Annotated in this window: 27 protein-coding genes, 3 tRNA genes and 1 pseudogene; 4 read left to right on the top strand and 27 right to left on the bottom strand. The window is 67.7% G+C overall.

Features of this window, described 5'->3' with window-relative positions; all coding sequences use genetic code 11:
• Window positions 1-4: 4 nt before the first annotated feature.
• Window positions 5-664 (bottom strand): hypothetical protein, encoded by a 660-nt coding sequence (locus tag ACKN61_RS10660; RefSeq protein ID WP_408953429.1) that lies wholly within the window; start codon window positions 662-664, stop codon window positions 5-7.
• Window positions 665-900: 236 nt separating this feature from the next.
• Here ACKN61_RS10660 and ACKN61_RS10655 point away from each other — a divergent pair, with 236 nt between their 5' ends.
• Window positions 901-1992 carry a M35 family metallo-endopeptidase gene (locus ACKN61_RS10655; RefSeq protein WP_408953428.1) on the top strand — a complete coding sequence of 364 codons (1092 nt, stop codon included), beginning with the start codon at window positions 901-903 and terminating at the stop codon, window positions 1990-1992.
• A gap of 90 nt (window positions 1993-2082) precedes the next feature.
• Here the strand turns inward: ACKN61_RS10655 and ACKN61_RS10650 are convergent, their stop codons facing one another.
• The 3 genes from ACKN61_RS10650 to ACKN61_RS10640 all read right to left on the bottom strand — a co-directional run bounded on the left by ACKN61_RS10650 (window position 2083) and on the right by ACKN61_RS10640 (window position 4866).
• Window positions 2083-3447, bottom strand: a complete 1365-nt coding sequence (locus ACKN61_RS10650; RefSeq protein WP_408953427.1) for a S8 family peptidase — start codon at window positions 3445-3447, stop codon at window positions 2083-2085.
• Between the two features lie 194 nt (window positions 3448-3641).
• Complete coding sequence (locus ACKN61_RS10645; protein WP_408953426.1) at window positions 3642-4010, bottom strand: hypothetical protein; 369 nt, start codon at window positions 4008-4010, stop codon at window positions 3642-3644.
• Between the two features lie 16 nt (window positions 4011-4026).
• Window positions 4027-4866 carry a hypothetical protein gene (locus ACKN61_RS10640; protein ID WP_408953425.1) on the bottom strand — a complete coding sequence of 280 codons (840 nt, stop codon included), beginning with the start codon at window positions 4864-4866 and terminating at the stop codon, window positions 4027-4029.
• A gap of 76 nt (window positions 4867-4942) precedes the next feature.
• On the opposite strand from ACKN61_RS10640, the gene ACKN61_RS10635 reads away from it, so the two are divergent.
• A complete protein-coding gene (locus tag ACKN61_RS10635) occupies window positions 4943-5509 on the top strand; it encodes a helix-turn-helix domain-containing protein (protein ID WP_408953424.1) in 567 nt (188 codons plus the stop codon).
• A 5-nt stretch (window positions 5510-5514) separates the two neighbouring features.
• Window positions 5515-6060 carry a GNAT family N-acetyltransferase gene (locus tag ACKN61_RS10630; protein ID WP_408953423.1) on the top strand — a complete coding sequence of 182 codons (546 nt, stop codon included), beginning with the start codon at window positions 5515-5517 and terminating at the stop codon, window positions 6058-6060.
• Window positions 6061-6239: 179 nt separating this feature from the next.
• Here the strand turns inward: ACKN61_RS10630 and ACKN61_RS10625 are convergent.
• The 23 genes and pseudogenes from ACKN61_RS10625 to ACKN61_RS10515 form a co-directional block, all read right to left on the bottom strand.
• Window positions 6240-6326 (bottom strand) — tRNA-Leu (locus ACKN61_RS10625).
• A 469-nt stretch (window positions 6327-6795) separates the two neighbouring features.
• Window positions 6796-6869, bottom strand: a tRNA-Cys gene (locus ACKN61_RS10620).
• Between the two features lie 133 nt (window positions 6870-7002).
• A tRNA-Gly gene (locus ACKN61_RS10615) sits at window positions 7003-7078 on the bottom strand.
• Window positions 7079-7204: 126 nt separating this feature from the next.
• Window positions 7205-7780, bottom strand: coding sequence for a CDP-diacylglycerol--glycerol-3-phosphate 3-phosphatidyltransferase (pgsA, locus tag ACKN61_RS10610; protein ID WP_031371443.1), 576 nt, complete (start codon window positions 7778-7780; stop codon window positions 7205-7207).
• 101 nt (window positions 7781-7881) lie between these two features.
• Window positions 7882-9723 (bottom strand): annotated as a pseudogene (gene uvrC, locus ACKN61_RS10605) (excinuclease ABC subunit UvrC); the annotation flags it as partial.
• A gap of 396 nt (window positions 9724-10119) precedes the next feature.
• Window positions 10120-10596, bottom strand: coding sequence for a low molecular weight protein-tyrosine-phosphatase (locus tag ACKN61_RS10600; protein ID WP_408953422.1), 477 nt, complete (start codon window positions 10594-10596; stop codon window positions 10120-10122).
• A 3-nt stretch (window positions 10597-10599) separates the two neighbouring features.
• Window positions 10600-11382 (bottom strand): 3-deoxy-manno-octulosonate cytidylyltransferase, encoded by a 783-nt coding sequence (kdsB, locus tag ACKN61_RS10595; protein ID WP_408953421.1) that lies wholly within the window; start codon window positions 11380-11382, stop codon window positions 10600-10602.
• Between the two features lie 284 nt (window positions 11383-11666).
• On the bottom strand, window positions 11667-12710 hold the full coding sequence (gene lpxK / locus ACKN61_RS10590) for a tetraacyldisaccharide 4'-kinase (protein ID WP_408953420.1): 1044 nt from the start codon (window positions 12708-12710) through the stop codon (window positions 11667-11669).
• On the bottom strand, window positions 12707-14455 hold the full coding sequence (gene msbA / locus ACKN61_RS10585; RefSeq protein ID WP_408953419.1) for a lipid A export permease/ATP-binding protein MsbA: 1749 nt from the start codon (window positions 14453-14455) through the stop codon (window positions 12707-12709). Before msbA ends, lpxK begins: the two co-directional genes overlap by 4 nt.
• Window positions 14452-14901 (bottom strand): biopolymer transporter ExbD, encoded by a 450-nt coding sequence (locus ACKN61_RS10580; RefSeq protein ID WP_031371449.1) that lies wholly within the window; start codon window positions 14899-14901, stop codon window positions 14452-14454. Before ACKN61_RS10580 ends, msbA begins: the two co-directional genes overlap by 4 nt.
• Before the next feature lie 11 nt (window positions 14902-14912).
• Window positions 14913-15578 (bottom strand): MotA/TolQ/ExbB proton channel family protein, encoded by a 666-nt coding sequence (locus tag ACKN61_RS10575; protein WP_036148319.1) that lies wholly within the window; start codon window positions 15576-15578, stop codon window positions 14913-14915.
• Window positions 15579-15605: 27 nt separating this feature from the next.
• On the bottom strand, window positions 15606-17990 hold the full coding sequence (locus ACKN61_RS10570) for a DNA internalization-related competence protein ComEC/Rec2 (protein ID WP_408953418.1): 2385 nt from the start codon (window positions 17988-17990) through the stop codon (window positions 15606-15608).
• 2 nt (window positions 17991-17992) lie between these two features.
• Window positions 17993-18739: a lipoprotein-releasing ABC transporter ATP-binding protein LolD gene (gene lolD / locus ACKN61_RS10565; RefSeq protein WP_223619494.1), complete on the bottom strand. Its 747-nt coding sequence runs from the start codon at window positions 18737-18739 to the stop codon at window positions 17993-17995.
• Window positions 18732-19976, bottom strand: a complete 1245-nt coding sequence (locus tag ACKN61_RS10560; protein ID WP_408953417.1) for a lipoprotein-releasing ABC transporter permease subunit — start codon at window positions 19974-19976, stop codon at window positions 18732-18734. The genes lolD and ACKN61_RS10560 overlap by 8 nt, the downstream gene beginning before the upstream one ends.
• Before the next feature lie 165 nt (window positions 19977-20141).
• Window positions 20142-20588: a hypothetical protein gene (locus ACKN61_RS10555; protein WP_408953416.1), complete on the bottom strand. Its 447-nt coding sequence runs from the start codon at window positions 20586-20588 to the stop codon at window positions 20142-20144.
• Window positions 20539-20814, bottom strand: coding sequence for a succinate dehydrogenase assembly factor 2 (locus ACKN61_RS10550; protein WP_408953415.1), 276 nt, complete (start codon window positions 20812-20814; stop codon window positions 20539-20541). The genes ACKN61_RS10555 and ACKN61_RS10550 overlap by 50 nt, the downstream gene beginning before the upstream one ends.
• Window positions 20815-20839: 25 nt before the next feature.
• The gene (locus tag ACKN61_RS10545; RefSeq protein ID WP_408953414.1) at window positions 20840-21523 is read right to left on the bottom strand and encodes a hypothetical protein; all 684 of its coding nucleotides are present in this window, start codon (window positions 21521-21523) and stop codon (window positions 20840-20842) included.
• Window positions 21520-21942: an MAPEG family protein gene (locus ACKN61_RS10540; RefSeq protein WP_408953413.1), complete on the bottom strand. Its 423-nt coding sequence runs from the start codon at window positions 21940-21942 to the stop codon at window positions 21520-21522. Before ACKN61_RS10540 ends, ACKN61_RS10545 begins: the two co-directional genes overlap by 4 nt.
• A gap of 106 nt (window positions 21943-22048) precedes the next feature.
• Window positions 22049-22831, bottom strand: coding sequence for a succinate dehydrogenase iron-sulfur subunit (locus ACKN61_RS10535; RefSeq protein WP_031371457.1), 783 nt, complete (start codon window positions 22829-22831; stop codon window positions 22049-22051).
• An 81-nt stretch (window positions 22832-22912) separates the two neighbouring features.
• Window positions 22913-24667 (bottom strand): succinate dehydrogenase flavoprotein subunit, encoded by a 1755-nt coding sequence (gene sdhA / locus ACKN61_RS10530; protein WP_408953798.1) that lies wholly within the window; start codon window positions 24665-24667, stop codon window positions 22913-22915.
• Window positions 24668-24709: 42 nt separating this feature from the next.
• Window positions 24710-25105: a succinate dehydrogenase, hydrophobic membrane anchor protein gene (gene sdhD / locus ACKN61_RS10525; protein ID WP_031371459.1), complete on the bottom strand. Its 396-nt coding sequence runs from the start codon at window positions 25103-25105 to the stop codon at window positions 24710-24712.
• Window positions 25102-25497: a succinate dehydrogenase, cytochrome b556 subunit gene (gene sdhC, locus ACKN61_RS10520; RefSeq protein ID WP_408953412.1), complete on the bottom strand. Its 396-nt coding sequence runs from the start codon at window positions 25495-25497 to the stop codon at window positions 25102-25104. Before sdhC ends, sdhD begins: the two co-directional genes overlap by 4 nt.
• 95 nt (window positions 25498-25592) lie before the next feature.
• Window positions 25593-25781: a DUF1674 domain-containing protein gene (locus ACKN61_RS10515; RefSeq protein WP_408953411.1), complete on the bottom strand. Its 189-nt coding sequence runs from the start codon at window positions 25779-25781 to the stop codon at window positions 25593-25595.
• Between the two features lie 30 nt (window positions 25782-25811).
• On the opposite strand from ACKN61_RS10515, the gene ACKN61_RS10510 reads away from it, so the two are divergent.
• A complete protein-coding gene (locus ACKN61_RS10510; RefSeq protein ID WP_408953410.1) occupies window positions 25812-26684 on the top strand; it encodes a YgfZ/GcvT domain-containing protein in 873 nt (290 codons plus the stop codon).
• The last annotated feature ends 36 nt before the right edge of the window (window positions 26685-26720 follow it).

Raw genomic sequence — 26720 nt, 5'->3', positions numbered from 1 at the left:
CGACTCAGCCGTGACCCTTGTCCTTTCCTTTGCCCTGGCCCTTGCCGCCGCCGTGGCCTTTGTCGCCACCCTGCCCCTTGCCATGGCCGCCGCCCTTGTCGGAGTTGCCGCGGCCGTTTCCTTTCGAACTCGGGTGGTCGTAATGCGAGGACCCGGCGCCGCTCTTCTTGCCGCCGGGATGTCCGTTGCTCTTGCCCTTGCCGGGTCCGTGCTGGGCCCAATCGACGTGCACCGACTGATTGACGGTGATCGGATAGCCCCAACGGTCGTAGGTGCCGACCGCGCCGCGCTTGAGCGCGTGGAAGGCCGGCGAACCCGGCTTGATGCCCATGCGCTTGGCGACGGCGCCCCAACCCTGGCCGGGGTTGCGATCGTATTCGCGCACGACGTTCAGACACGGCACGCCGAGCGAACGCGCGATGGCGCACGCGTAGTAGACGTCGCCGGGGGCCCAGCCGCGGCGATCGAGCAATTCGTCGATCAGCGAACGCGGTGCGCCGTAATAACCGCTGACCTCGTTGATGAAGGGCTCGCGATACCGGCGACCGTAGTCGTTGATCTCGCCAAGCCGCGTATCGACCCAGACGTCGCCGGTGCGGATGTTGTAACCGACCGTCTGTGCTTGCGCGGCCCCGGCCAGGCTCAAACCCAGCAATAGGGCCATACCCGCTCGCTTCATGTACCGCATGGCAAACACCTCGTCGTGATCGTGCGTGAAGTCCGGATGAAGGCGCCGAGCATACGTTTTTGCCGGCTCTTCCACCGCAGTATCCGCCGCACGCCTTAACCTCGACCGATTAAAGCGTGATGCGTCGCACAATGCATTCAGGGCGACATTCTGGTTACGTGGACATGTCCGCCCTCGCGGACTTTGCCGTTCATTTTCTCGGGGATTTTTGAATGAAAATCAGTCTCATGTCCGCCGTCGCGGGCAGCGTCGTTCTCGCCGGCGCGATCGCCTCCGTCACCGCCGCCCCGCCACACGAAAAGAACAATCCTTTGCGCATCGGTTTGATGGCGCTCGCCGATCAGAACGGACACTTCGGCGGCCAGGTCGAAGTCACCGTCACCAACACCAGCCGTCACACCGCTCGCGTGCCCACATGGCAACTGCCCTCGAATCTCGCCGAGTCCAAGTTGTTCGAGATCAGCCGCGACGGCGCGGCGGTTTCCTATAACGGCCCGATGATCAAGCGCGGCCTGCCCGATGCGGCCGACTTCACCATCCTGCGCGCCGGCGAAACCCTGCGCAGCGTCGTCGACCTGTCCAAGGCCTACGACTTCTCGCAAAGCGGCCAATACGTGGTCGCCCTGGATTCGCCGCTGCAGTTCGCCTCGCTGTCGGACGGCAAGCTGCTGCGCCAGGACAACGGCCTACCGCTGGTCGCCAAGAGCGCTCCGCTGAGCCTGTGGGTCAGCGGCAAGGGCGAGGTCAGCGGCCAGGGCAAGCCCGGTGGCGGCGGCGGCAGCGTCGTCAACGGCGTGTCCTACAAGAGCTGCAGCGCGACCCAGATCGACACCATCGGCAGCGCCATCACCGCCGCGCGTGGTTATTCGGAAAACGCCAAGAGCTATCTCGGCGCCGGCACCGTCGGCCCGCGCTACACCACCTGGTTCGGCGCCTACACCTCGCAACGCTACGGCACCGCCAGCCAGCACTTCGTCGCCATCGACGCCGCCATGGACCAGAGCAATGGCGCCATCACCGTCAACTGCGGCTGCAACCAGAAGTACTACGCCTACGTCTATCCGAACCAGCCCTACGAGATCTACGTCTGCCGCGCGTTCTGGTCCGCGTCGCTGACCGGCACCGACTCCAAGGCCGGCACCCTGATCCACGAGATGAGCCACTTCGATGCCGTCGCCGGCACCGACGATCATGTCTACGGCCAGGCCGGCGCGAAGAGCCTCGCGATCAGCAACCCGACCAACGCGCTCGACAACGCCGACAGCCACGAATACTTCGCCGAGAACACGCCGGCGCAGAACTGATCCTCACCCGTCGCAACAACGAACAGGCCCCGGTTTCCCGGGGCCTGTTCTTTAACGGTCGGTCTTTTACGACCGGTCTTTAGCGAGGCCTCAGAAGCCGCTGGCGTTGAGACGCCCGCCGCTGACCGTCTTGCCGCTCAACGACGGCGTCGCGATCGCCGAACTCATGATCGCGCTCTTGATGTCGGCCGCGGTTGCGCCCGGATGCGAGGACGCATACAACGCGACCGCACCGGTCACGTGCGGCGTCGCCATCGAGGTGCCGTTGTAGCTCGCATAGCTGGGTATGACGTTGCCCTTCGACGACACCGGCACGGTCGACCAGATGCCGTAGCCCGGCGCACCGATATCGATCGTGGTCGAGCCGTAGCTGTAGATCTGCGAGCCGTCGGAACGCAACGCCGTTACCGACAGCACGTTCGGGTTCGGGTACTCGGCCGGATAACAGTCGGAGGTTTCGCAGTTGACCCCGGCATTGCCGGCGGCGACCACGAACAGGATGCCGGCGGTGTTGGCGCGGCCGATCGCGTCTTGCAGGGCCTGCGAGAACGGCCCGCCGCCCCAGGAGTTGTTGGTCGCGACGATGTTCAGGCCGTGGCGCGACTTCAAGTCGTTGAAGTAGTCGATCGCCTTGATCGCATTGGCGGTGGTGCCGCTGCGGCGGCCGAGGAACTTGCCGCTGATCAGCTTGACGCCGCTCCAGCACACGCCGGCCACGCCCTGCCCGTTGCCGCCCGCACCGGCGATGGTGCCGGCCACATGGGTGCCGTGATCGTCGCCTGCGCCATCGAAGACTTGGTTGTCGTTGCCTTCGAAGTCCCAGCCGCGCACGTCGTCGATATAGCCGTTGCCGTCGTTGTCGACGCCGTCGACCGGATCGTAGGGGTTGGTCCAGGCGTTGGCGGCCAGGTCCGGATGCGAATACATATAGCCTTCGTCGATGATGCCGACGACGACGTTGCTGCAATCGGTGTGGCCGCCGGCCCAGGCCACCGCGGCCTGCGAGCCGTACGGGTTCGCCGGGCTCGATCCGGAGCCGTACATGCCCCACAGGGAACCGTTGGTGTAATAGGTGTCGTTCGAGCTGGCCTGATGTTCGTACTGCCAGTTCGGTTCTGCGTATTCGACGCTCGGGTTTTTGCCGAGTTCGTACAAGGTCGCCGCCAGATCGCGTCCGGCCGGCACCCGCATCAGCGCCAGCTCCCCGCGGGAGGAATTGCCGCCGCGCAGGGTCTCGAGCTTCTGCAGCCCGAACGCCTGGCGGGCCGAAGCCTGCTGCACGGCATTGCTGCCGTCGCGGTATTTGACCAGGAGCTCTCCCGGTTGATGCGCACGGCCGGCCTTCAGCCCGGCCAGGACCAGGTCCGGCCTGCCGCCGGCGACCGCGGCGGAGGAAACACCGAGCGCGGAAAGCACCGCGCCACACAGCAAGGCGATACGAAATGACGACTTCATTGGCTCATGCCCTTCAGGTTTTGGCTTCAGGTATTGGCTGGCGACCCGACCGGTCGCTTCACGAGCGTATGTGCCAAATCGGTCACATACATGCTGCGTCGCAGCAAACGCTGAATTGACTGAATCCGGGCGCAGTCGCACTTGAGACCAGCGCCCTGAGCCGCCCACGAAGGGCTATGCCATGCCGAGCCGGGTCAGGAATCCTTGCGCGGACGCGAGGGTGCGCGGTCGGCCTTGCCGCGGACGGGCGCCGCCTCGGGCAACTGCGGATCGGTATCGGTGCCGAGCGAGCGCAGCCTGACAGGCGTGAACTCGCCGTCGCCGAGCAGATCGAGGCTGGCGATCGGATTGCGCAACAAGGCCTCTCGCTGCAGGAAGGTCTCGCTGCCGACCTTGGGCGGCCTGCGCTCGCTGCACAGGCGCAGGCTGATTTTAAGGATGCTGGTGCCGGAGCGGCTCCAGGCACGACCGGGGATGAGACGACTGACGATGGCGCTGTCGAGGCGAACCGTCACCGACGATTGGTCGATGGATTCGCATTTGCCAACGGCGATATCGAACATAAGCTGCATGAAAACCTCAATGCGACACGAAAGTTAAGACACTGCTGAGCCTGGAATCGTCCAGCAGCCGGCGAAGACGCGACTCGACGATGCGCAGATCGCCGAGCCTGGGCGAAGCGCGCAAGGAATAGATCGCCGTCTGTTTTCCCAACAACAGACGATGCGTGCGGTGAACGCTCACATTGGTGGAGCTGCAGGCTTCCATCCAGATTCGCCGCAGTTGCAGCGGCCCGATGCTCTGGCCGTTTCCCAGCGTGAAATAGAACCATTCGACGTTCTCTTGCATCGATCTCTCCGGCACACGGCGAACGGGTTGCGTTGCGCCCGGCTGATTCCATCGCGAGCCGTTGCGGCAGTGCCGGACTTCGAGTCCCGCACCGTCGACTCCTTGGCTCGCACCTAAACGACGGCGAAGATTTTCCTCGCCGCCTCGCTTTTCCTGATGGATCGTTGACTCTACGATTCGGCGCGCCGGCGATCCGGTCGTGCCGCGCCGGCGCTGCAGCCGAAGCCGCACCAACACCGGATGCGGAACCCGCAAACGCCAGTCACGCCGATCGTTCTTTACGGTCTCCAGCGACGCGATAAACGACCAAGACCGTGCACTCGCCGGACGCGGGAGTGCGAAGCTGATGCGGAAGGAAAAGAATCTTCTGCGCCTGAATGGCTGAATACGACATTGCGTCGTGGTGACGGGCCAGCCTGCGCCCCCAAGCGTTAGCCTCACGTGAATCGATCCAGGCCTGTGCTGGCCGACGACCACCACGGCAGGCCGCATTCCATCGGTGCGGCCGGGTCGAATCGCCGTCGGCCCAGGCTGAGCGCCTTGCTGCACGGCCTCCTCGACAGCGTTCACGCGCTACCGGTCGGCCTGCCCCTTCTCGACGGGAAGGCAATTGACGCCAGCCGGGACCGTCTAGTAAAAGATACAAATGACTACTTTATTGGATGATTCCAGCCTGCAACTGGCCCGCCGGATACGCCTGGAGCGCGAAACCCGCGGCTGGTCCCTGGCCGACCTGGCGGCGCGCTCGGAGGTGTCGAAGGCCGCGATCAGCAAGATCGAGCGCGGCGAGACCAGCCCGACCGCGGCGCTGCTGGTCCGCCTGGCCGGCGCGTTCGACCTGACCCTGGCCGGGCTGCTGCTGCGCGCCGAAGGCGATGCCGGCCGGCTGTCGCGAGCCGACGCGCAACCGGTTTGGCGCGACCCGGAAACCGGCTATCGGCGCAAACAGGTGTTCGTCCGCTCCGACCACCCGGTCGAGATCGTCGAGGTCGAGATGCCCGCGGGACGGCGCGTCTGCCTGCCCGCCTCGTCCTACGCGCGCATCCGCCAGGCGATCCGGGTGACCAAGGGCGAGCTCAGCATCGTCGAAGGCGGCGAAAGCCACCGATTGCAGGCCGGCGACTGCCTCGGCTTCGGCGCGCCGTCGGACGTCACCCTTGCCAACGACACCCCGAGACCTTGCGTCTACCTCGTCGTACTGGCCAGGAGCTGAGCCGCATGCTTTCCACCGATACGCACTCCATCGATATGCCCGCCTTCGAGATCCGACCACTCTCCTGCTCGGCCGAAATCCTATCGATGCTGAGCGAACTGCTGGTCGACGTCGTCGCTTACGGCGGCTCGGTGGGCTTCATGCATCCCCTGTCGTCGGAACAGGCCCAAGCGTTCTGGCACAACTCGCTGCTCGCGGCCGATCTCGGCGCGCGCATCGTGCTCGGCGCTTTCGATGAAGACACGTTGGCGGGCACCGTGACCTTGTTGCTCGATTGCCCGCCCAATCAACCGCATCGCGGCGAGATCGCCAAACTGATGACGCGCCGCGACTATCGCGGCCGGGGCGTGGCTTCATCGCTGATACGCGCCGTCGAAACACTCGCTGTCGAGCACCGACGCTCGTTGCTCGTGCTCGACACCGCCGCCGACGAAGGCGCATCGGCCTTCTACGAAAAGCTGGGCTACGTTCGCGCCGGGGAGATTCCCGATTACGCCCTCAAACCGCATGGCGGGCTGACCGGGACGATCATTTTCTGGAAGAAGGTTTGACCCGGGCCGGCGCGGCCGCTTCGTTATCGGCACACACGCGGCACCCGAACGAGCCGAGCGCGATATCCGATGCAGTGTGGAAAAAACCTGCTGGGAAAGCGGTTTTCGGCAGGCCGCGTGCCGCGCTGGGGGCGCTGCACCGGAAGCGCAAATCCAAACGTTTTCCCAGAACCGCGCGATGGTGCCCGGAGCCGGAATCGAACCGGCACGGAGTTGCCCCCGGCAGATTTTAAGTCTGCTGCGTCTACCGATTTCGCCATCCGGGCAGGATGCGGTGACCGCGATAGCTTACGACAGCCGTGCGCGACACGACACCAAGAGCGCTGTCCGAACCATCCGGGGACGGTTTCGCTTGCTCCGGACAACGGCGATGCGACGCACTCGACTGTGCCGTGAGGACGGGTCGGCAATGCGCTTGCGGATCGGGGCACGACAGCCTGCGTGCCCGATCCGATCCCGACGCTCTGCCTGTCGAATCCGCGACGCCGTCGCGGCGAAGTGGCCCACTGCGGATGCTCGCGATCGTCGATGCACGCGGGTACCGGGCAGCCTCCGGGCAAACTCGGCACGTACGCCTGCGCAAGTGCCTGAATGGATCGAACCGACCCCGAATGCGCACGACGCAATCTCGAACCGGGATCGGCGATGCCGCCGCGCAACCGTCCCGCTTCGGTCGATTCGCACGAAACGATGGCGCAAAAAAAACGACCAGGTTGCCCTGATCGTTTTTCGAATTGGAGGCCGAGGTCGGAATTGAACCGGCGTACGCGGATTTGCAGTCCGCTGCATAACCACTCTGCCACCCGGCCGGTGACTTGCCACAGCATACTGCCTGCGGCTGCGTCGGCTTGCAATCGCTGCAAGCCTTCGCCTGAAAAAACAAAACCCCGCGGGCGGGGTTTTGTTTCTGAGGGTGACTCCGTTACCGGAGGTCCTCTAATTTGGAGCGGGAAACGAGACTCGAACTCGCGACCCCGACCTTGGCAAGGTCGTGCTCTACCAACTGAGCTATTCCCGCTGAAGGAAGCGATATTTTAGGGATCGAAAGAAAAGTGTCAACTACTTTTTTTCGATGCCTGGAAACGATTCAGTCCCCGATGCGTTCGTTGCCTGCCAGGGCTTCGTTCGCGCCGAACCGATGCGATCAGTTCGTGGGCTTGTTGGCGTCCTCGCGCATTATAGGCCATGCCGCGCGTAAATACGCTAGTCCCGACCACAAAGTTAGCAAGGCCGCTGCAGCGAGCAACCATTCGCCGATGCCGAAGATCGGCAAACCCCACACGCGCTCCTGATAAAGCAGGCAAACCAGCGCGACCATCTGCACGATGGTCTTGATCTTGCCGATCGAGGCCACTTTCACCGCGGCGCGCTGACCGAGCTCGGCCATCCATTCGCGCAGCGCGGAAACGGCGATTTCGCGACCGACGATGACCGCCGCCCACAAGGTCATCCACACCGTCGGATGCTTCTGCACGATCAGCAGCAGCGCCACCGCGACCATCAGCTTGTCGGCCACCGGGTCGAGGAATGCGCCGAATGCCGAGTACTGGTCGTAACGGCGCGCGATCCAGCCGTCGAGCCAATCGGTGATCGAGGCGAAGGCGAAAATGAACGCGGCGGCGAAGTTGGTCCACGGATAGTCCAGGAAAAACACCACCACCAGCACCGGGATCAGCACGATCCGGGCCAGAGTCAGCATGGTGGGTATGGTCAACTTCATCCTTCACTCCGCTTGCGATCGGGTGCCGCAACCGCGGCCCCCTGCTTCTTGCCGCCCGTCGCCGCCGCAGCGGCGCCCTTTTGGATAGTGCCCGTAACCGCGGCCTCGGCGGGCGCGTCCAGCCCGTGCAAGGCGGCGTAGATGCGCTCGGCCAGGGCTTCGTTGACCCCCTCGACCCGGGAAATCTCCTCGATCCCGGCGGCCTTCAGGCCGCCCAAACCGCCGAAATGCCGCAACAGATTAGCGCGCCGACGCGGTCCGATACCGGGAATGTCTTCCAGCCTACTGCTGTTGCGGGCCTTCTGGCGACGCCCCCGATGGCCGGTGATGGCGAAACGGTGCGCCTCGTCGCGAACCTGCTGGACCAGCTGCAGGGCCGGCGATTCGGCGCCCGGGCGGACCACCCGGCCGTCCGGGAGCAGCAGTTCTTCATCGCCGGGACGGCGGGCCGGGCCCTTGGCCACGCCCACCAGGATCAGCCCCTCGACCCCGAGCTCTTCCAGGGCAGCGCGGGCCTGGGCCACCTGCCCGGCGCCGCCGTCGATCAGCAGGACGTCCGGGACCACCCCGTTTTCCTCGACCGCGCGCCGGAACCGGCGCGAAATCGCCTGGTTCATGGCGGCGTAGTCGTCGCCCTCGACGATGCCGGCGATGTTGTAGCGGCGGTACTGGCCGCGTACCGGCCCCTCGGCATCGAACACCACGCACGAGGCCACGGTGGCCTCGCCCATGGTGTGGCTGATGTCGAAGCACTCGATCCGGGCCGGCAGCGACGGCATGCCGAGCAGGTCGCGCAGCGCCTCGGCGCGTGCGAGCTGGGCGGCGTGGCTGGTCAGTTCGGTGCCGAGCGCGAGCTCGGCATTGCGCCGCGCCATGTCGAGATAACCGGCGCGTTCGCCGCGCACGTTGCATTTGATCTGCACCCGGCGCTCGCCCGAACTCGACAGCGCGTGCTCGAGCAGTTCGCGATCGGGCAGGTCGCGATCGAGCACGATTTCGCGCGGCGGCGGTTGCTCGGCGTAGTACTGCGAGACGAACGCGGCCAGCACTTCCTCGGGGTTGTCGCTGCCGTTGGTCTTGGGAAAGAACGCGCGCGTGCCGAGGTTGCGGCCGTCGCGGAACGCCAGCAGCAGCACGCAGGCCGAGACCCCCTGCATCGCCACCGCGAGCACGTCGAGGTCGGCGGCGCGGCCGTCGACGTACTGGCGCGCCTGCAAGGTGCGGATGCCGGTGATGAGGTCGCGCAGGCGTGCGGCGTCCTCGAAATCCAGGCGCATGCTCGCCTCTTCCATGCTCCGGCCGAGTTCGTCGGTGAGCTCGTCGCTGCGTCCGTCGAGCAGCAGCCCGGCGCGACGCACGCTCTCGGCATAGTCGCGCGCCGGCACCAGGCCGACGCAGGGCGCACTGCAACGACCGATCTGGTGTTGCAGACAAGGCCGCGAGCGATTGCGGAACACGCTGTCCTCGCAGCTGCGCAGGCGGAACAGCTTGTGCATCAGGTTGAGCGTGTCGCGCACCGCGCCGACGCTTGCGTAAGGACCGAAGTAGCGGCCCGGGATCGCGCGCGGCCCGCGGTGCATGGCGATGCGCGGCCAGGCTTCCTGGGTCATCAATACGTAGGGGTAACTCTTGTCGTCGCGCAGCAGCACGTTGTAGCGCGGCTTGAGCGACTTGATCAGCTGGTTCTCGAGGATCAGCGCCTCGGCCTCGGTGCGGGTGACCGTGACCTCCATGCGTACCGTCTGCGACAGCATCGACATGATGCGCGTGGACTTCGGCGTGGCGTTGAAATAACTCGATACGCGGTTGCGCAGCGCCCCGGCCTTGCCGACATAGAGCACGTTGTCGTCGGCGCCGATCATGCGATAGACGCCCGGCGCGGTGCTCAGATGCTTGACGAAGGCCTTGCCGTCGAACGCTGCGGGCTGGGAGGCGGTCGTCACGAGGCTCTCGCTTGCGGGTGCGCGCGAACGCTCGCGACGAGGCCGGGCGCGGCACAGGCGGGCATCGCCCGCGCGCCGGCGACGGCACGATTGAGAGCGTTCGAACGGGCGGGCGCGGTGGCGGGCATCGGCAGATCGGGGAACCGGAAACAAAGGGCCGGGTTCTGGATTGGGTTGATTATGCGCGAGCGCAAGGGCCCGAACCGGGCCTTGGGGCCGAATGCATCGGGTAACGGCCCGGACGGCAAGGCGGTCGAGCCGCGAACGGCAAATCGGTGCGCGCCATGGCGGCGGCCCGGCCGGCGAGTCTGCGGCGTTTGTTCGGTGCCCCCGCCCGCCGCCATCCGGGTCGACCGGCGCCGGCGCGGTGCCGAGGCCTGCCGCCTCATCGGGCGATCAACGCAGATGCAGTTCTTCGCGCAGGCGCGCGATCGCGCCGTCGGCGGCCCGGTCGAGCAACTGGAACACGTGCTCGAACTGGGCCGGCCCGCCGGTGTAGGGATCGGGCACTTCGCCTTCGGTTTCCAGGCCGCACCAATCCAGCAGCAGCGCGCTGCGCGCCCTGGCGCCGCGCGGCGCGCGGGCACGGACGTCCCGCAGGTTGGCGCGGTCGGCGCACAGCAGCCAGTCGAACTCGGTGTAGTCCGACGCGGCGAGTTGGCGCGCGCGCAGGCCGGAGATGTCGACGCCGTGCTCGGCGGCGTTGGCGATCGAACGCCGGTCCGGCGGCTCCCCGACGTGCCAGTCGCCGGTGCCGGCCGAATCGAGCTCGACCCGCCCGGCCACCGACGAGGAAGCGATGCGGGCGCGCAGCACGCCCTCGGCGACCGGCGAGCGGCAGATATTGCCGAGGCAGACGATCAGCAGACGCATGGCTCAGGCACCCTCGCCCGCCGTGCGGCTGGCCAGATGCGCTTCGGCGCGGGCAAGGTCTTCGGGGGTGTCGACGCCGGGCGGGAACGGCTCTGGGGTGATGCCGACCGCGATGCGGTAGCCGGCTTCGAGCGCGCGCAATTGCTCCAGCGATTCGATCTGTTCGAGCCGGCCCGGCCGCAGCTTGGCGAACTTGCGCAGGAAACCGGCGCGATAGCCGTAGATGCCGATGTGGCGCAACCATTCGCCGCCGCCGGGCATGCGCTGGCGGTCGTTGGCGAAAGCGTCGCGCGGCCACGGAATCGGCGCGCGGCTGAAGTACAGCGCATCGCCGTTGCCGGCACGCACCAGCTTGACCGCGTTCGGATCGAACAAGACCTCGACTTCGGCGATCGGCGCGGCCAGGGTCGACATCTCGGCGCCGCTGTCGCGCAAGGCGGTCGCGGTGGCGACGATGCCCGCGGCCGGTGCGAAGGGTTCGTCGCCCTGCAGGTTGACGACCACGGTGTCGTCGCGCCAACCGGCGATATCGGCGCACTCGGCAAGACGGTCGGTGCCGGAGGCGTGTTCGGTCGATGTCATCGCCACCTGCACGCCGCTGTCCTTCAACGCCTGGGCGATGCGCTCGTCGTCGGCCGCGACCCAGACCTCGCGCGCACCGGCCGCGAGGGCGCGACGGGCGACGTGCAGCACCAACGGCTCGCCGGCCAGCTCGCGCAGCGGTTTGCCCGGCAGGCGCGAGGCAGCGTAGCGGGCGGGAATGGCGACGACGAAATCCTGGCTCATGTTCGCTCCAACGATCGCGGCTGGCCGCGAGAAATTCGATGCGCACGTGCGGCGCGGGACAAGCTTACGACAGGCCGGCTTACGTCAGGCCGGCTTAAGTCGGGCCGGCTTACGTCGCGCCGGCTTAGATCAGGCCGGCTTAGCTCGGGTTGGTCGCTGGCGAAGCGATAGACGGAAGGGGCGCGGCTTGCGCCGCTGCCAGCCTTGGAACTCCGGCGAACCGGGCTCGCGCGATGGCGCCTCGGACGGATCGATGGACACCGCCGGCGCGCCGCCGCGCGACGTCAGCGTGCGACGCGCGCCGGCAGTTTGTCGAGCAGCGAAACCCAGAACGCTTCCGGCAATTCGGCACGCACCGGCACGCTGTAATGCAGGTCCGAGGCGAATGCGCCCTCGCCCGCCAGCGGAATCTTGACCGCGTCCTTCTCGGTCATCAGCACCGGCAGGCGGCTGCCGAATTCGAAATCGGCGGCGCTGTAGCGATGATGATCGGCGAAGGCGTGCGGCACGATGGCGATGCCGAGGCTGCGCAGCATGCCGAAGTAGCGCTCGGGGTCGCCGATGCCGGCGACCGCGTGCACGCGCTGGCCGACGAAGGCGTCGAGCTTGAGCGGGCGGCCGCCGAGCAGCGGCAGCGCCTGGTCGGCGATCAATCGCATCGGCCATTCGCCGAAACCGGTGGTCGCGGCGGCGGCGTCGCCGGCGAGGTTGGGCATGTTGACCACACGGAAGTCGCATTCGGCGCCGCGTTCGGGCGGCTCGCGCAACGGTCCGGCCGGCAGCAATTGGCCGTTGCCGTAACGACGGCGGCCATCGACGACTTCGATCTCGATGTCGCGGGCGAGCCGGTAATGCTGCAGGCCGTCGTCGCAGACCACGATGTCGCAGCCGGCGTCGGCCAGGGCTTTCGCCGCGGCGGCGCGGTCGCGGTCGGCGCGCAGCCTGGCGCCCGTGCGGCGTGCGATCAGCACCGGCTCGTCGCCGCCCACGCGCGGATCGGTATCGCGCTCGACCCACAGCGGCGTGGCGATGTCGTCGCGGCCGTAGCCGCGACTGGCCACGCCCGGGTTCCAGCCTTCCTGCTTCAGGCGTTGGACCAGGGCGATCGTCAGCGGCGTCTTGCCGGCGCCGCCGGCGGTGATGTTGCCGACCACGATCACCGGCACGCCGGGGTGGCGGCGGCGCTTGAGGCCTTTGCGGTACAGGGTGCGGCGCAGGTCGGTGACCGCGCCGTACAAGCCCGAGAGCAGGCGCGCATGCGCGGGCACCGGGACGTCGCCATACCAATACGCCGGTACATGCGGTTGCCGATCCGAGGCGCCGCTCATTCGGCTTCCCGGAACTGCATGCGGTGCAAATGCGCGTACAGACCGCCCTGGGCGAGCAATTCCCCGTGGCTGCCGCGCTCGACGATACGGCCCTGATCGAGCACCAACACCTGGTCGGCATGCTCGATCGTCGACAGACGATGGGCGATGACCAAGGTGGTGCGATCCGGCATCAGGCGTTCGAGCGCGTCCTGGACCAGACGTTCGGATTCGGTGTCGAGCGCGGCGGTGGCCTCGTCGAGGATCAGGATCGGTGCGTCCTTGAGCATCGCGCGCGCGATCGCCAAGCGTTGGCGCTGGCCGCCGGAGAGCTTGCCGCCCTTGGCGCCGATCGGCGTGTTCACGCCTTCGGACAGGCGTTCGATGAACTCGCTGGCATTGGCGCCGCCGACCGCGCGTTGCAGTGCCTCTGGGTCGCTGTCCTGCAATTCGCCGTAAGCGACGTTGGCCGCGACCGTGCCGTCGAACAGCATCACCTGCTGGCCGACCAGGGCGATCTGGCGACGCAGGTCGGCCAGGCGGTAGTCCTGCACGGGATGGCCGTCGAGCAGGATCTGCCCGGCCTCGGGGTCGTAGAAGCGCGGGATCAGCTTGATCAGGGTCGACTTGCCGCTGCCGGAGCGGCCGACGATGGCGGTCACGGTGCCGGGACGCGCAACGAAACTGATGTCCGACAACGCCGGACGGTCCTGGCCCGGATAACGCGCGGTGACGTCGCGGAACTCGACCAGGCCCTGGCTGCGCGCGAGTTCGCGCGTGCCTTCGTCCAATTCGTCGGGAGCGTCCAGCACGTCGAACAAGCGCTCGGCCGAGGCCAGGCCGCGCTGCAGCATGTTCTGCACGTTGGTGAGCTGACGCAGCGCCGGAATCATCGCCATCATCGACATCATCAGGGCGACGAAACCGCCGGCGCTGAGGCGCCCGGCGAAAGCTTCGTGGCTGGCGACCAGCAGCAGCAAGGCCAGGCCGATCGAGCCCATCAGCTGGACCATGGCCGAGGCGATGCTGCGGGTGGACTCGACCTTGAGGCTGAGGCGCAGGTAGTCGTCGGCGATGGCGCCGTAGCGGGTCAGCTCGGTCGGCTGCGCGCCGTAGACCTTCACTTCCTGCTGGTTCGACAGCGCCTGATCGGCCGCGAGCAGCAACTGCGCACCGCTCTCCTGGATCTTGTGGCTGATGCGGCGATAGCGGCGGCCGACTTTGTCCATGACCCAGGCCAGCGGCGGCGCCATCACCGCGACGGCGATGGTGACCTGCCAGCTCGTCCAGATCATCACGCCGAGCAGCGCGAGCGCCTGCAGCGACTGCTGGACCATGACCTTGAGCGCGTCGACCGCGGCCTGCGCGACCTGATCGCTGTCGGAGCCCAGCCGCACCAGCATCGACGGCACCGGCTCGGTATCGAAGCGCGAACCCGGCAAGCGCAGGTACTTGCCGAGCACCTTCACCCGCAGGTCGCGGGCGACGCCGCGGCCGGACTTGGCCATGTAGTAATCGGTGAGGTAGCCGGCGAGACCGCGCAGCACGAACAAGGCGACGATGGCCGCCGGCAGCCAGATCGCCAACGCCGAGTTCTTGGCGATGAAGGTCTGGTTGATGATCGGTTCCATGATCTTGGTGAAACCGGCGCCGGCGGCGGCCTCGATCACCATGCCGAGCGCGGCGATCCAGAGCAGTCCGCGGTAAGGCCGCGAGAATTCGAGCAACCGGCGGTAGGTCTGCCAGGGCGATGCGGTGGCTGTCACCGCACCGTCCCCGCGGCGGCCTGGGCACCGGGTTGCGGCGGCGCGGTCGCGCTCATGATCCTGCGGAAACCGAGCTGGCCGAGCGCGTCGTAGACGGTGACCACGGCCTGGTACGGCGTGCGCGCATCGGCGCGCAGCATGACCGTGCGGTCGCGGTCGCTGCCGGCGACCTCCGCTATCGTGGTCTTGAGCGATTCCAGATCGTCGCGCAGCACCTCGCGGTCGCCGACGAAATAACGGCCTTCGGCATTCACGAGCACGATCAGGGCCTTGCTGGCGTCGCCGGAGGGCTCGCCGGTGGCGCGCGGCAGTTCGAGCTTGAGCACCGAGCGCGCGTCGAAGGTGGCGGTGACGACGAAGAAGATGATCAGGACCAGGATCACGTCGATCAACGGCACCAGGTTGATCTCGGGCTCATCGTCGGAGCGATGGTCGCGAATGCGCATGCGTCGGCGCCTCAGCCGGCCTGGCCGGCCAGGCGCACCGGCGCGCGCGCCTCATGCTGCTGGCGCGACTCGACCGTGCCCGGGGTCAGCACGTCGACCAGGGCAATCGCTTCGTGCTCCATCGCGACGATGTATTCGGCGATGCGGCCGCGGAACCAGCGGTGGGCCATCAGCGCCGGAATCGCCACGATCATGCCGGTCGCGGTGCAGATCAGCGCCTTGCCGATGCCGCCGGCGAGTTGGTTGACGTCGCCGATGCCGTGGTCGTTGATGACCATGAACATCTGGATCATGCCGACCACGGTGCCGAACAGCCCGAGCAGCGGGCCGGCGGCGGAAATGGTGCCGAGCGTGTTCAGGTAACGCTCCATGCGGTGCACGAGATGGCGGCCGACGTCCTCGATGCGCTCGCGGATTTCTTCGCGCGGGCGATGGCGGACGTCGAGCGCGGCGGCGAGCAGTTCGCCGAGCGGCGCGGTCGCGCGCAGCGACTCGATGTGGGCCGGGTCGAGCTTGCCGGTCGCGGCCCAGGCGCGGACTTCCTGGCCGAGCTGCGGCGGCAACACCGCCCTGCGGCGCAGGGTCCAGAGGCGTTCGATGATGATCGCCAGCGCCACCGCCGACAGGATCAACAACGGAATCATCGGCCAACCGCCGGCCTTGACCAGTTCCAGCACTCGCGAACCTCCGGCCCGTGGCCGACATCAATCTGGCCGATAGGATAGCCCAGCGCCCGCACGCCGGGTCGCATCCCACAGACGCGGGTGTGTCTGGCGTCGCGTTTCCACGGCGATGCCGCCGGCACGCAGCCCCACTCGCAAGGCGCCATCGGCGGCGGTATCGCGGGTGCCCGCCCCCGCTCGCCGCCAGCGTTCCAGCACGTCCGCGCGCGGGTGGCCGAAGCGGTTGCCATGGCCGCTGGAGATCAAGGCATGACGTGCCCCGGTGGCGGCGACGAAATCCGGGTCGGAAGAGCCGCCGCTGCCGTGGTGGGCGACCAGCACCACCTCGGCGCGCACGCGCTCCTGCGGCGAAAGCCCGGCGCGGCGGACCAGATCGCGCTCGATCACCTCGCCGATGTCGCCGGTCAACAGCGCCGCGCCGTGCCGGCTTTCGACCCGCAGCACGCAGCTCGATTCGTTGCCCAGGTAGGGAAAATGCCGGGGCGGGTGCAGGAAACGCAGGCGCACGCCGTCCCATTCCCAACTGCGCCCGGCCTCGCAGGGACGGGTGCGGATGCCCTCGAGCGCCTCGCCATCGACCTCGGGCGGCGCGAACACGACCGGCGTCGGAAACGCACGCAGCACGCTGGCCACACCGCCGGCGTGGTCGTTGTCGCCGTGACTGGCGACGACACGGTCGAGGCGGCGCACCCCGAGCGCATGCAGGGCCGGCACCACCGCGCGCTCGCCGGCGTCGAAACCGTCGCGCACCGAGGGCCCGGCGTCGAACAGCAGGCTGTGGTTCGCCGTGCGCACCAGTACCGACAAGCCCTGCCCCACGTCGACCACGACCAGTTCGGCTTCGCCCGGCTCCGGCAGATGCCGGTCCGGCCACAGCAAAGGCAGCCACAACAGCAGCGCCAGCGCCTTGCCGGGCACGCCGCGCGGCAGCAGCAGCCAGAACGCGCCCAGCATCGCCAGCGGCAAGGCGAACCAGGCCGGCTCCGGCAACCACCAAAGGGCCAGACCGCTGTCGGCCAGAGACTCGAACCCGGGCCAACTTGCATCGAAACAAGCCGCGGCGCCGCGCCAGGCGAACTCGCCGGCGCCGGCGTGGAGCGCTTCCAGGCCGGTGCCGAGCAGGGCCAAGGGCACCACCACCAGGCTCCACCACGGCACCGCAATCAGATTGGCGAACGGCCCGGCCAGGGACGCCTGGCCGAACAACAGCACGCACACCGGCAGCAAACCCAGGCTCGCCACGCCCTGCGCGCTCAGGAACCCGCGCAACCGATCGCGCCAGCCGGTCGCCGCCATCGAATCCGGCAGGCACCACAGCAGCCAGGCGACGCCGAGAAAGCTCAGCCAGAAGCCGGCGCCGAGCAAGGCCAAAGGATCGGCCAAGGCCATCGCGATCGCCGCCATCGCCAAGGTGTCGAAGGCATGAAAAGGCCGGCGCGACATGCGCAGCGCCGCGACCAGCGCGATCATCAGCCAGGTGCGTACGGTCGGCAGGGCGAAGCCGACCGCGGCCGCATAGGCCAAACCGCCGAGCATCGCCGCGACCGCCGCCGCGACTACCCCGGGGCAGCGTCGCCCCAGCGCGGGGAAGACCCGCCATAACCGGCCCGCGAACAAGGCGAAGAAGCCCGCGACCAGGCCGACATGGAAGCCGGAGATCGCGATCAGATGAGTCAGGCCGTCGGCGCGCAGTACGCTCCAGTCGCGCTCGTCCAAGCCGCGGGTGTCGCCGAGCGCGAGCGTACGCACGAAGCGCGAAGACGGCGAACGCACCGTCGCGGCGATGCGGTCGGAGATCGATTCGCGCCAGGCATCCAGCCCGCTCGCCTTGGCCAACAGCCGTGCGCGCTCCGGCTCGCGCAGGTAGCCGGTCGCGGCCAAACGCTGCATCAAAGCGTATTTTTCGGCGTCGGGGCCGCCCGGGTTGCGCAGGCCGCGCGGCGCCCGCACCCGCGCCTGGAAACGCCAACGCTGGCCGGCCCGCAGCACGCGACGCGGTTCGAGTTCATCGTCGTACCAGGCCAATCGCAACAAGCGGCCGCGCAAGGGCACGGGCTGTTGCGCGTCCTCGTCGACACGAAACAGAAAACGGCTGCGGCGCGGTTCGTGCTGCGGAAGATCGACGATGCGCCCGCTGACGACGACCTCGCGCTTCTCCCAGTCCGGCGGCAACTGCAGGCTCAGCGCATAGGCCGCATGCAGGCTGGCGAGCGCGAACCCCAACACCGCCGCGGCGAGCCAGCGCCAACGCGGCAAACGCCACCACGCGACGGCGGCGGCGATCAAAGCCGGTAACGAAACTCCCCACGGGCACGCATGCGGCAAGGCCAGCCCGGCACCGATGCCGGTCAGCAATGCGCAGGCGACGAGTTTTCCGAAGGGCGGCGTCCTTGCCGCGTCGTGCATGTCTACACCTCGGCGGCGTCCAGTTGCCGCAGTTTGCCTTCGTGCAATTCCAGCACGCGGTCCAGGCGCCGCGCGAGGCGGCGGTCGTGGGTCACCAACACCAGGCTGGTGCCCTGGTCGCGATTGAGCGCGAGCATCAGCTCGAACACCACCGCGGCGGTTTTTTCGTCGAGGTTGCCGGTCGGCTCGTCGCCGAGCACGCAGGCCGGGCGATTGACCAGGGCGCGCGCGACCGCGGCGCGCTGGCGCTCGCCGCCGGACAATTCGCCCGGCTTGTGATCGAGACGATGGCCCAGGCCGACCGATTCCAGCAATGCCCTGGCCCGCTCCGACGCCTGCTTGGTCGTGGCCGAACGGCTACGGCCGTCGAGCAGCACCGGCAGCATCACGTTCTCCAGTGCGGTGAACTCGGGCAACAGGTGATGGAACTGGTAGACGAAGCCCAGCGCCTGATTACGCAGCAGGCCGCGCGCGCGATCGGACAGCGCACTCATGCGCTCGCCGGCGACGTAGACCTCGCCCGCAGTCGGCGTGTCGAGGCCGCCGAGTAGATGCAGCAAGGTGCTCTTGCCGGCACCGGACGCGCCGAGAATCGCGACCGTCTCGCCCTTGCGCACCGCCAGTTCCAACCCCTGGAACACCGGCGTGTGCAGCTTGCCTTCCGAATACGTCATCGCCAGGCCGTCGCAGCGCAACACGATGTCGTCGGCGACGGTCCGGCGGACGTCGGCGTTCTGTGGGTTATTCATAACGCAGCGCCTCCGCCGGCGCCGTGCGCGCGGCGCGCCAGGCGGGATAGATCGTGGCCAGGAAGGCCATCGCCAGCGCCACGCAGGCGATGATGGTCACGTCGCTGGTCTGCAGGTCGGTCGGCAGGCCGGTGATGTAGTAGACGTCTTCCGGCATCAACTGCACACCGAGCACGGTCTCGATGGCCTTGAGGATGTGTTCGAGGTTCAAGGTCAGGACGATACCGCCGACCACGCCGAGCACCGTGCCGACGATGCCGATCAGGGTGCCCTGGACGATGAAGATCCGCATCACGCTCATCGGGGTCAGCCCGAGGGTGCGCTGGATCGCGATATCGGCCTGCTTGTCGGTGACCAACATGACCTGCGAAGACACCAGGTTGAACGCGCCCATGGCGATGATCAGCGACAGCAGGACCGCCATCACGACTTTTTCCATCTTCAGGGCGCGGAACATGTTGGCGTTGTCGCTGCTCCAATCGGTGATCCGGTAGGGGCCGCCGAGGGCCACCGAGAGATCGCGGGCGACATCCCAGGCCTTGTCCATGTCGTGCAGCCTCAGGCGCACGCCGGTGACGCCGTCGCCCATGCGCAGCACCCGTTGGATGTCGCTCATGTTGACCACCGCCAGGCCCTTATCGTATTCGCTGTAGCCGGCCTCGAAGATGCCGCTGACGGTGAAGCGCTTGAGCTGCGGCATCGCCCCCATCGGCGTGCTGCGGCCGTCTGCGGTCATCACCACCACGCTGTCGCCGACCTGGGCGCCCGTCCACAGGGCCAGTTCCTTGCCGAGGACGATGTTGAAACTGCCCGGGGTCAGCGAGCTGAGTTTGCCTTCGACCATCTTGTCGGCGAGCACCGAGACCTTGCTCTCCTCGGCCGGGTCGACGCCGCGGATGATCGCCGGCTGTTGCCGCGTGGACGACAGCAGCGCTTCCTTTTCGATGTACGGCGCGGCGCCGGCGACGCGGGGGTCGGCGGTGGCCTTGTCGATCGCCAGCCGCCACTCGGTCACTGGTTCGCCGTAGGCGCTGACGGTGGCGTGGGCGGCCATCTGCAGCATGCGGTCGCGGATCTCGCGCTGGAAGCCGCTCATCACCGCCAGCGTGGTGATCAGCGCAGTCACGCCGAGGGCGATGCCCCCGATCGAGGCCAGGGAGATGAAGGAGATGAAGCCGTTGCGGCGTTTGGCGCGCAGGTAGCGCAGGCCGATGGCGACGGAGATGGGTTTGAACATCTATGCGGCCGAGACCGGAAGCTGGGGACTGGACATTGCTTTCATCGTGAACTCTGTCTCTCTAGTGCTGGCGGCTTGGACAGGCGCGGTGCTCGGTGGTTCGGCGCTGGCCGCCTTGCCCATCCCGAATCCCGGCGCCCTGATCGCCGCGTTCAAATCCGGGCCTCATGGTGCCATCGAACGCGGATCGCGCGCAGGGGCTGAGACCGCCACGGCCAGCCTCAGTTCACGGCGACCGCGGGCGTCCAGGCGGTCCGGCCACCACAACAGGCGCCGCCCCTGCCCGTCCGGGCCGGTGAAATCGAGCCGGGCCAGCCAGCCGCGCCAGTGCAGGCGCAGCTCGGTGATCGGCAAGTCGTCGAGGCTGGCGCGCTCGCCGGCGATGACCAGACGCTGCGACGGCCGGCGCAGTTCGCGCCGCGCCGAATACAGCGCCCAGGCCAGGGCCAGCACCGCCAGCGGCCCGGCCACGGCGCGCGGGCATTCGCTGAACCACAGCGACAACGCCGCCGCCAGCCCCAGAACGATCAGCGCCGCCGCGAGCAGGCGCGACGGCCGCCACTCAAGGCGGCAGGGCGCGGATCGATTGGACGAGACGGTCGAGTTCGGCATCGCTGGCGGCTTCGTGGCCCATGAACCAGTGCCAGAGCTTATCGTCCTCGGTTTCCAGCAACCGTAGGAAAACCCCGCGCTCGGCGTCGGAAGCCTGCTTCCAGATACGGTCGAGATAACGCCCGAACAACTGGTCCAGTTCGCGCATGCCGCGCCGGCAACGCCAGCGCAAGCGACGCAATTCGATCTCGTCGCGCTCCTCGCGGCTGGTCTCGTCTTCGCTCATCTCGTCGCTTCCTCGCATCCAACGCTCAGGGCGCGGCCTGGGCCGGCTTCAACACATCGCACAGACCGCCGGGATGACTTCCGCAATAGGCGTCGAGGTCCTTCGCCAGCGCCGGGTCCTGTTCGAGCGCGAGCTTGGCCGAGGCGGCGAAATCGGCATCGCCGCTGTCGCCGGCCATGATCTCGCCGAGCTTGTTCTCGATCGAGGTTTCGGCGAAGGCGCGATGCGCCTGCAGATGCGCTTCGCCGCCGCGCTCGCGGATGCAATCGAGCGTGGTCGGCGTGCCGAGCGTGTCGCGCACGCAAGCCAACTCGGTCTGTCCGGCCGCGCCGCGAAAGTACGCCAGGGCCTCGTCGATTTCGGCCTGAGTCGCGCTCTGCGCCAGACGCTTGGAGGCGCCGTCGAGGAAAGGCCCGGCCGGCATGCTGTCGAACAAGCGCTTCATCACCCCGTTGTGCTCGTCGGAAAGCGCCTCGCTGCCGGGCATGGGCTGGCTGAACACCAGGCTCAAACCCTGCTTGAGAATCTCGGCGTAACGCATCGTCTCCAGCAACTGGCGGGCATCGGCGACACGGGCGCCGCCCTGCGAGGCGTCGGCGGCCTTGGCCGTATCGGCGAAAGCCGGCGCGGCGCAGAACGCAGCAGCGACCAGCGCGGCCAGGGTGCGACGGGCGAAACGCGAAGCGGTGACGCGGGAGAAACTGTTCATGAGCTCAGCAGTCCGATTGCGAGATGGAACCACAACGCCCACAGCGCGAGCGCGCCGGCGGCGTAAACGAAAAAACGGTGCATGACCCGGTTGTAGCTGCAGTGGATCGCGCTGTGGGCGATGCGCAGTGCGACGAACAGCCAGGCCAAGACGAGAGTCGCGCCATCGGCCAGTCCGGCCAAGGCAGCCACGACCACCGCCACATAGAACAGTACCGGCAGTTCGAACAGATTGCGGAAGTTGTCGGCCGCGGCGCTGTCGGTGAGCCGGGCGACGGCCTGCGCCGAGGTCGCGACCGCTTGCGGGTGGATGCGCTCGCGGCGCATCTGCCCGATCCGCACCGCGTACATGCGCAGCCACACCGTGCAGGTCAACGCGACCATCGCCACGGCGGGCAGGAAAATCGCCTTCGACTGCATCGCTCACCCCTGGCGCGGCGCGGATACGCCGCCTGCGACTGGCTGGACGGCACGACGGCGCCCGAGGCGCCGTCGTGGGTTGGAACCGGGCGGTGCCGCGTTCGCCTTAGACGCGACGCGCCAGCATCAGCTTCTTGATCTCGCCGATCGCCTGCGCCGGGTTCAGCCCCTTCGGGCAGGTGCGGGCGCAGTTCATGATGGTATGGCAGCGATAGAGCTTGAACGGATCTTCCAGATCGTCCAGGCGCGCACCGGTGTCCTCGTCGCGCGAATCGATGATCCAGCGATAGGCCTGCAGCAGGATCGCCGGGCCGAGGTAGCGGTCGCCGTTCCACCAGTAGCTCGGGCAGCTGGTCGAGCAGCACGCGCACAGGATGCACTCGTACAGGCCGTCGAGCTTCTTGCGGTCTTCCGGCGACTGCAGGCGCTCGCGGTCCGACGGGGTCGCGCTCTGGGTGCGCAGCCACGGGCGGATCGAGGCGTACTGGGCGTAGAAGTGGGTCAGGTCCGGCACCAGGTCCTTGACCACCGACATGTGCGGCAGCGGGTAGATCGGCACCTCGGGCTTGTCGCAATCGGTGATCGCGCGGGTGCAGGCCAGGGTGTTGGTGCCGTCGATGTTCATCGCGCACGAACCGCAGATGCCTTCGCGACAGGAGCGGCGGAAGGTCAGGGTCGGGTCGATCTCGTTCTTGATCTTGATCAGCGCGTCGAGAACCATCGGGCCGCAGGTCGCGAGGTCCACTTCATAAGTGTCCACGCGCGGGTTGAGGCCGTCGTCGGGGTTCCAGCGGTAGACCTTGAAGGTACGCGGCTGCTTGGCGCCCTGCGTCGGCCAGTGACGGCCCTTCTGGATCTGGGAGTTCTTGGGTAGAGCGAATTCGGCCATGCTGGCGATCTCTCGGCTTGCGGCAGTACTGCGGTGGGTTGCGTGAATGGCGCGCAGCGGAACTGCGCGCCGTAGCGCCGATCAGTACTTGCGTTCCTTGGGCGGGACGTAGGCGACATCGTCGGTCAAGGTGTAGTTGTGCACCGGACGGTAGTCGATGCTCGTCGTACCCTTCTCGTCGACCCAGCACAGCGTGTGCTTCTGCCACTGCTCATCGTTGCGCGTGGCGAAGTCCTCGCGGGCGTGGGCGCCGCGCGACTCGGTGCGGTTCTCGGCCGAGACGATGGTGGCCAAGGCCTGGCCGAGCAGATTCGACAGCTCGTAGGTCTCGATCAAGTCCGAGTTCCAGATCAACGAACGGTCGCTGACCTTGACGTCGGCGAACGAAGCGTGGATCTCGCGCATCTTGCGCACGCCGTCGGCGAGGGTCTCGCCGGTGCGGAACACCGCCGCGTCGGCCTGCATGGTGCGCTGCATCTTGTCGCGGATGACCGCGGTCGGCGTGCTGCCGGTGGCGTTGCGCAGCTTGTCCAGGCGCGCCAGCGCTTCGTCGCAGGCGTCGCCGGCCAGGCGGGCGTGGGCGCCGCCGGGCTTGACCGTCTCGGCGCAGCGGTTGGCCACCGCACGGCCGAACACCACCAGGTCGAGCAGCGAGTTCGAGCCCAGGCGGTTGGCGCCGTGCACCGACACGCAGGCCGCTTCGCCGATCGCGTACAGGCCCGGCACGACCGCATCGGGGTCGCCGTTCTTCAACTGCACGACTTCGCCGTGGTAGTTGGTCGGGATGCCGCCCATGTTGTAGTGCACGGTCGGGATGACCGGGATCGGCTCCTTCTCGACGTCGACGTTGGCGAAGATGCGCGCCGATTCGGCGATGCCCGGGAGTTTTTCGTGGATGACCTCGGGGCCGAGGTGGGTCAGGTCGAGCAGGATGTGATCCTTGTGCTCGCCGACGCCGCGGCCTTCGCGGATCTCGATGGTCATCGAGCGGCTGACCATGTCGCGCGGCGCCAAGTCCTTCACGCTCGGCGCGTAGCGCTCCATGAAGCGCTCGCCGTTGGCGTTGCGCAGGATGCCGCCCTCGCCTCGCACGCCTTCGGTGATCAGGCAGCCGGCGCCGTAGATGCCGGTCGGGTGGAACTGCACGAATTCCATGTCCTGCAGGCCGAGGCCGGCGCGCAGGGCCATGCCGCCGCCGTCGCCGGTGCAGGTGTGGGCCGAGGTCGCCGAGAAATAGGCGCGGCCGTAGCCGCCGGTGGCCAGCACCGTGCCCTGGGCGCGGAACAGGTGCAGCGTGCCTTCGGCCATGTCGAGGGCGAGCACGCCGCGGCAGGCGCCGGTCTCGTCCATGATCAGGTCGAGGGCGAAGTATTCGATGAAGAACTGCGCGTCGTGCGCCAGCGACTGCTGGTACAGGGTGTGCAGGATGGCGTGGCCGGTGCGGTCGGCGGCGGCGCAGGTGCGCTGCGCCGGCGGGCCTTCGCCGTACTTGGTGGTCATGCCGCCGAACGGGCGCTGGTAGATCTTGCCTTCGTCGGTGCGCGAGAACGGCACGCCCTGGTGCTCGAGCTCGATGATGGCCGGGATGGCCTCCTTGCACATGTACTCGATCGCGTCCTGGTCGCCCAGCCAATCCGAACCCTTGACGGTGTCGAAGAAGTGGTAGCGCCAATCGTCCTCGCCCATGTTGCCGAGCGCGGCCGAGATGCCGCCCTGGGCGGCGACGGTGTGCGAGCGGGTCGGGAACACCTTGGTGATGCAGGCGGTCTTCAGGCCTTTCTGGGCGAGACCGAAGGTGGCGCGCAGACCGGCGCCGCCGGCGCCGACCACGACCATGTCGAACTTGTGTTCTTGAATCTTGTAGGCAGAGGCCACGACTCAGGCTCCCAACGCGATGCGGATGATGGCGAGCACGCTGGCGAGAGCCGCGAGTACGCAAACGAAAACGACCGCGAGCTGCGAGGCGATCGCCAGCCCCGGGGTGTGGACGTAGTCCTCGATGACGACCTGCAGGCCGAGCTTGGCGTGCCAGAACATCGCCACGACGAACGCGCTCAGCAGCACGGCGTTGCAGGGATGGGCGACCGAGGCGCGCACCGAGGCGTAATCGCCGCCGATCCACGACACGATCAGGCCCAGCACGTACAGGGTCAGGACGATCAGGGCGACCGCGGTGACGCGCTGGACCACGAAGTGGTGGGTGCCGTCCTTCGCCGAGCCCAGGCCGCGCGCGGTCTTGAGCGGATTGCGCAGATGCTTGTTGTTCGCGCTCATGCGCCACCTCGCGACATCATGGCGACGATCCAGATCAGGGCGGTCAGCACCAGGCTGCCGATCACGCTGATCCAGCCGTTGCGCACGAAGGTGTCGACCTTGTAGGCGTAGCCCGCGTCCTGGACCAGATGGCGGATGCCGTTGATCAGGTGGTAGGCGAAGGCCCAGGTCCAGCCGAACAGGATCAGGAAACCGAGCGGCGAGCGGGCGCAGGCGGTGAACTGGGCCCAGGCTTCGGGACCGGCCGCGAGCGATACCAACGCCCAGGCGATCAGCAAAGCGCCGACGGAAAGGATGATACCGGTCGCCCGGTGCAGGATCGAGGTCACCATCTGTATCTGCCAGCGGTAAACCTGCAGATGCGGTGACAGGGGTCGTTCGCGGTTCGCCATGCGATGGCAATCTCAGCTGGGCGGCGGCGCCGCGTGGCGGGGGGAGCGTGGGAGCGCTGTGTGGGGGGCGTGAGGGCTAGCGGTCGGACGTCGGATCAGAAATCGATGCAGCGGCCGTTCTTTTCCCAGTCGCCGTAACGGGTCGGTTCGGGACCCTCGCGACCACCGTGCTCTTTGCGAGCGTCCTTGGCGGAAGACGAATCGCCTCCCGTCTCGGGTACGGGAGTCGCCGGGGTCTCGGACACAAAGTCCGAAGGTGCTTCCGGGGTGGTTTCGCCTATCATCACAGCGTTAAATATTAATTCCCGGCCCCCATGCCTGACAACCCGCACCCCTTGCACGGACAGGCGTTTGCCCTGCCCGGCCAACGCCTCATTACCCTCGAAGGCCGCGACGCAGCAGCCTTTGCGCAGTCTCAGTTCATGAACGACGTGAAGACGCTCGCCGATCGACATTGGCACTGGAGCGGCTGGCTGACGCCCAAAGGGCGCCTGATTGCGCTATTCGCCCTGCTCCGCCTGTCCGACCAACGCGTCTGGCTGCTGGTCCCCGACGCCGACGCCGCGGCTATCGCCGAGGCGTTGAAACGCTTCGTCTTCCGCAGCAAGGTGGTCATCGCCCTGCGCGAGGACTTGAGCGCCGAAGGGCGCTGGGCCGAGCCGGCGCAGGCGCGCGGCGCCGCCCTCGGCGGCGACGAAGACGCAGGCCTGGAGCTGGACTTCAGCGGCGACGGCGGTGCGCGCAGCCTGCGCATCGTCGCGGACGCGCGTGCGCCCGAGGACCCCGCAGCGACCGCGCAGTGGGCGCTGGCCGACCTGCGCCACGGCCTGCCGCGGCTGCCGGCCTCGCAGGCCGAACAATGGACCCCGCAACAGCTGTCGCTGGAACGCCTGCGCGCCTTCAGCGTCAAGAAAGGCTGCTATCCCGGCCAGGAGATCGTCGCGCGCACCCATTTCCTGGGCAAGGCCAAGCGCGGCGTGGCGGCATTCGCCGCTTCCGCATCGATCGAGGCCGGAGCGGAAGTGCGTGGCGAAAGCGCAGCACTGGGCACCGTGGTCGCCGCGGCGAGCGATGGGGGAACCCATCTCGCCCTGGCGGTGCTGCCGCTGGAGCGCCCCGAACAAGCGCTGAGCATCGGCGGCCAAGCGGTCGAGGAAGTGCCGCTGCTGGAAGGTTTCGCGCGCTGAGGGAGTTGCGCCTCCAGGAGCAGGAGCGGCGCAAGC

Origin of the sequence: Lysobacter sp. Hz25 (assembly GCF_046097045.1) — a bacterium.
In the GTDB taxonomy this organism is placed as follows: Bacteria; Pseudomonadota; Gammaproteobacteria; order Xanthomonadales; family Xanthomonadaceae; genus Lysobacter; species Lysobacter antibioticus_B.
Note: the sequence above shows the minus strand (reverse complement) of the source record. Positions and strands in the feature narration are given on the sequence as shown.

What these genes read in the sequence shown, in the direction of transcription:
- ACKN61_RS10655 (WP_408953428.1), top strand. Translation starts at nt 901, where the DNA reads ATGAAAATCAGTCTCATGTCCGCCGTCGCGGGCAGCGTCGTTCTCGCC.
- ACKN61_RS10510 (WP_408953410.1), top strand. Translation starts at nt 25,812, where the DNA reads ATGCCTGACAACCCGCACCCCTTGCACGGACAGGCGTTTGCCCTGCCC.
- ACKN61_RS10540 (WP_408953413.1), bottom strand. Translation starts at nt 21,942, where the DNA reads ATGCAGTCGAAGGCGATTTTCCTGCCCGCCGTGGCGATGGTCGCGTTG.
- ACKN61_RS10630 (WP_408953423.1), top strand. Translation starts at nt 5,515, where the DNA reads ATGCTTTCCACCGATACGCACTCCATCGATATGCCCGCCTTCGAGATC.
- ACKN61_RS10550 (WP_408953415.1), bottom strand. Translation starts at nt 20,814, where the DNA reads ATGAGCGAAGACGAGACCAGCCGCGAGGAGCGCGACGAGATCGAATTG.
- ACKN61_RS10650 (WP_408953427.1), bottom strand. Translation starts at nt 3,447, where the DNA reads ATGAAGTCGTCATTTCGTATCGCCTTGCTGTGTGGCGCGGTGCTTTCC.
- pgsA (WP_031371443.1), bottom strand. Translation starts at nt 7,780, where the DNA reads ATGAAGTTGACCATACCCACCATGCTGACTCTGGCCCGGATCGTGCTG.
- ACKN61_RS10535 (WP_031371457.1), bottom strand. Translation starts at nt 22,831, where the DNA reads ATGGCCGAATTCGCTCTACCCAAGAACTCCCAGATCCAGAAGGGCCGT.
- ACKN61_RS10555 (WP_408953416.1), bottom strand. Translation starts at nt 20,588, where the DNA reads ATGCCGAACTCGACCGTCTCGTCCAATCGATCCGCGCCCTGCCGCCTT.
- ACKN61_RS10600 (WP_408953422.1), bottom strand. Translation starts at nt 10,596, where the DNA reads ATGCGTCTGCTGATCGTCTGCCTCGGCAATATCTGCCGCTCGCCGGTC.
- ACKN61_RS10645 (WP_408953426.1), bottom strand. Translation starts at nt 4,010, where the DNA reads ATGTTCGATATCGCCGTTGGCAAATGCGAATCCATCGACCAATCGTCG.
- sdhC (WP_408953412.1), bottom strand. Translation starts at nt 25,497, where the DNA reads ATGGCGAACCGCGAACGACCCCTGTCACCGCATCTGCAGGTTTACCGC.
- lpxK (WP_408953420.1), bottom strand. Translation starts at nt 12,710, where the DNA reads ATGAGCGGCGCCTCGGATCGGCAACCGCATGTACCGGCGTATTGGTAT.
- kdsB (WP_408953421.1), bottom strand. Translation starts at nt 11,382, where the DNA reads ATGAGCCAGGATTTCGTCGTCGCCATTCCCGCCCGCTACGCTGCCTCG.
- sdhA (WP_408953798.1), bottom strand. Translation starts at nt 24,667, where the DNA reads ATGGTCGTGGTCGGCGCCGGCGGCGCCGGTCTGCGCGCCACCTTCGGT.
- ACKN61_RS10545 (WP_408953414.1), bottom strand. Translation starts at nt 21,523, where the DNA reads ATGAACAGTTTCTCCCGCGTCACCGCTTCGCGTTTCGCCCGTCGCACC.
- lolD (WP_223619494.1), bottom strand. Translation starts at nt 18,739, where the DNA reads ATGAATAACCCACAGAACGCCGACGTCCGCCGGACCGTCGCCGACGAC.
- ACKN61_RS10660 (WP_408953429.1), bottom strand. Translation starts at nt 664, where the DNA reads ATGGCCCTATTGCTGGGTTTGAGCCTGGCCGGGGCCGCGCAAGCACAG.
- ACKN61_RS10635 (WP_408953424.1), top strand. Translation starts at nt 4,943, where the DNA reads ATGACTACTTTATTGGATGATTCCAGCCTGCAACTGGCCCGCCGGATA.
- ACKN61_RS10515 (WP_408953411.1), bottom strand. Translation starts at nt 25,781, where the DNA reads ATGATAGGCGAAACCACCCCGGAAGCACCTTCGGACTTTGTGTCCGAG.
- ACKN61_RS10560 (WP_408953417.1), bottom strand. Translation starts at nt 19,976, where the DNA reads ATGTTCAAACCCATCTCCGTCGCCATCGGCCTGCGCTACCTGCGCGCC.
- ACKN61_RS10580 (WP_031371449.1), bottom strand. Translation starts at nt 14,901, where the DNA reads ATGCGCATTCGCGACCATCGCTCCGACGATGAGCCCGAGATCAACCTG.
- sdhD (WP_031371459.1), bottom strand. Translation starts at nt 25,105, where the DNA reads ATGAGCGCGAACAACAAGCATCTGCGCAATCCGCTCAAGACCGCGCGC.
- ACKN61_RS10570 (WP_408953418.1), bottom strand. Translation starts at nt 17,990, where the DNA reads ATGCACGACGCGGCAAGGACGCCGCCCTTCGGAAAACTCGTCGCCTGC.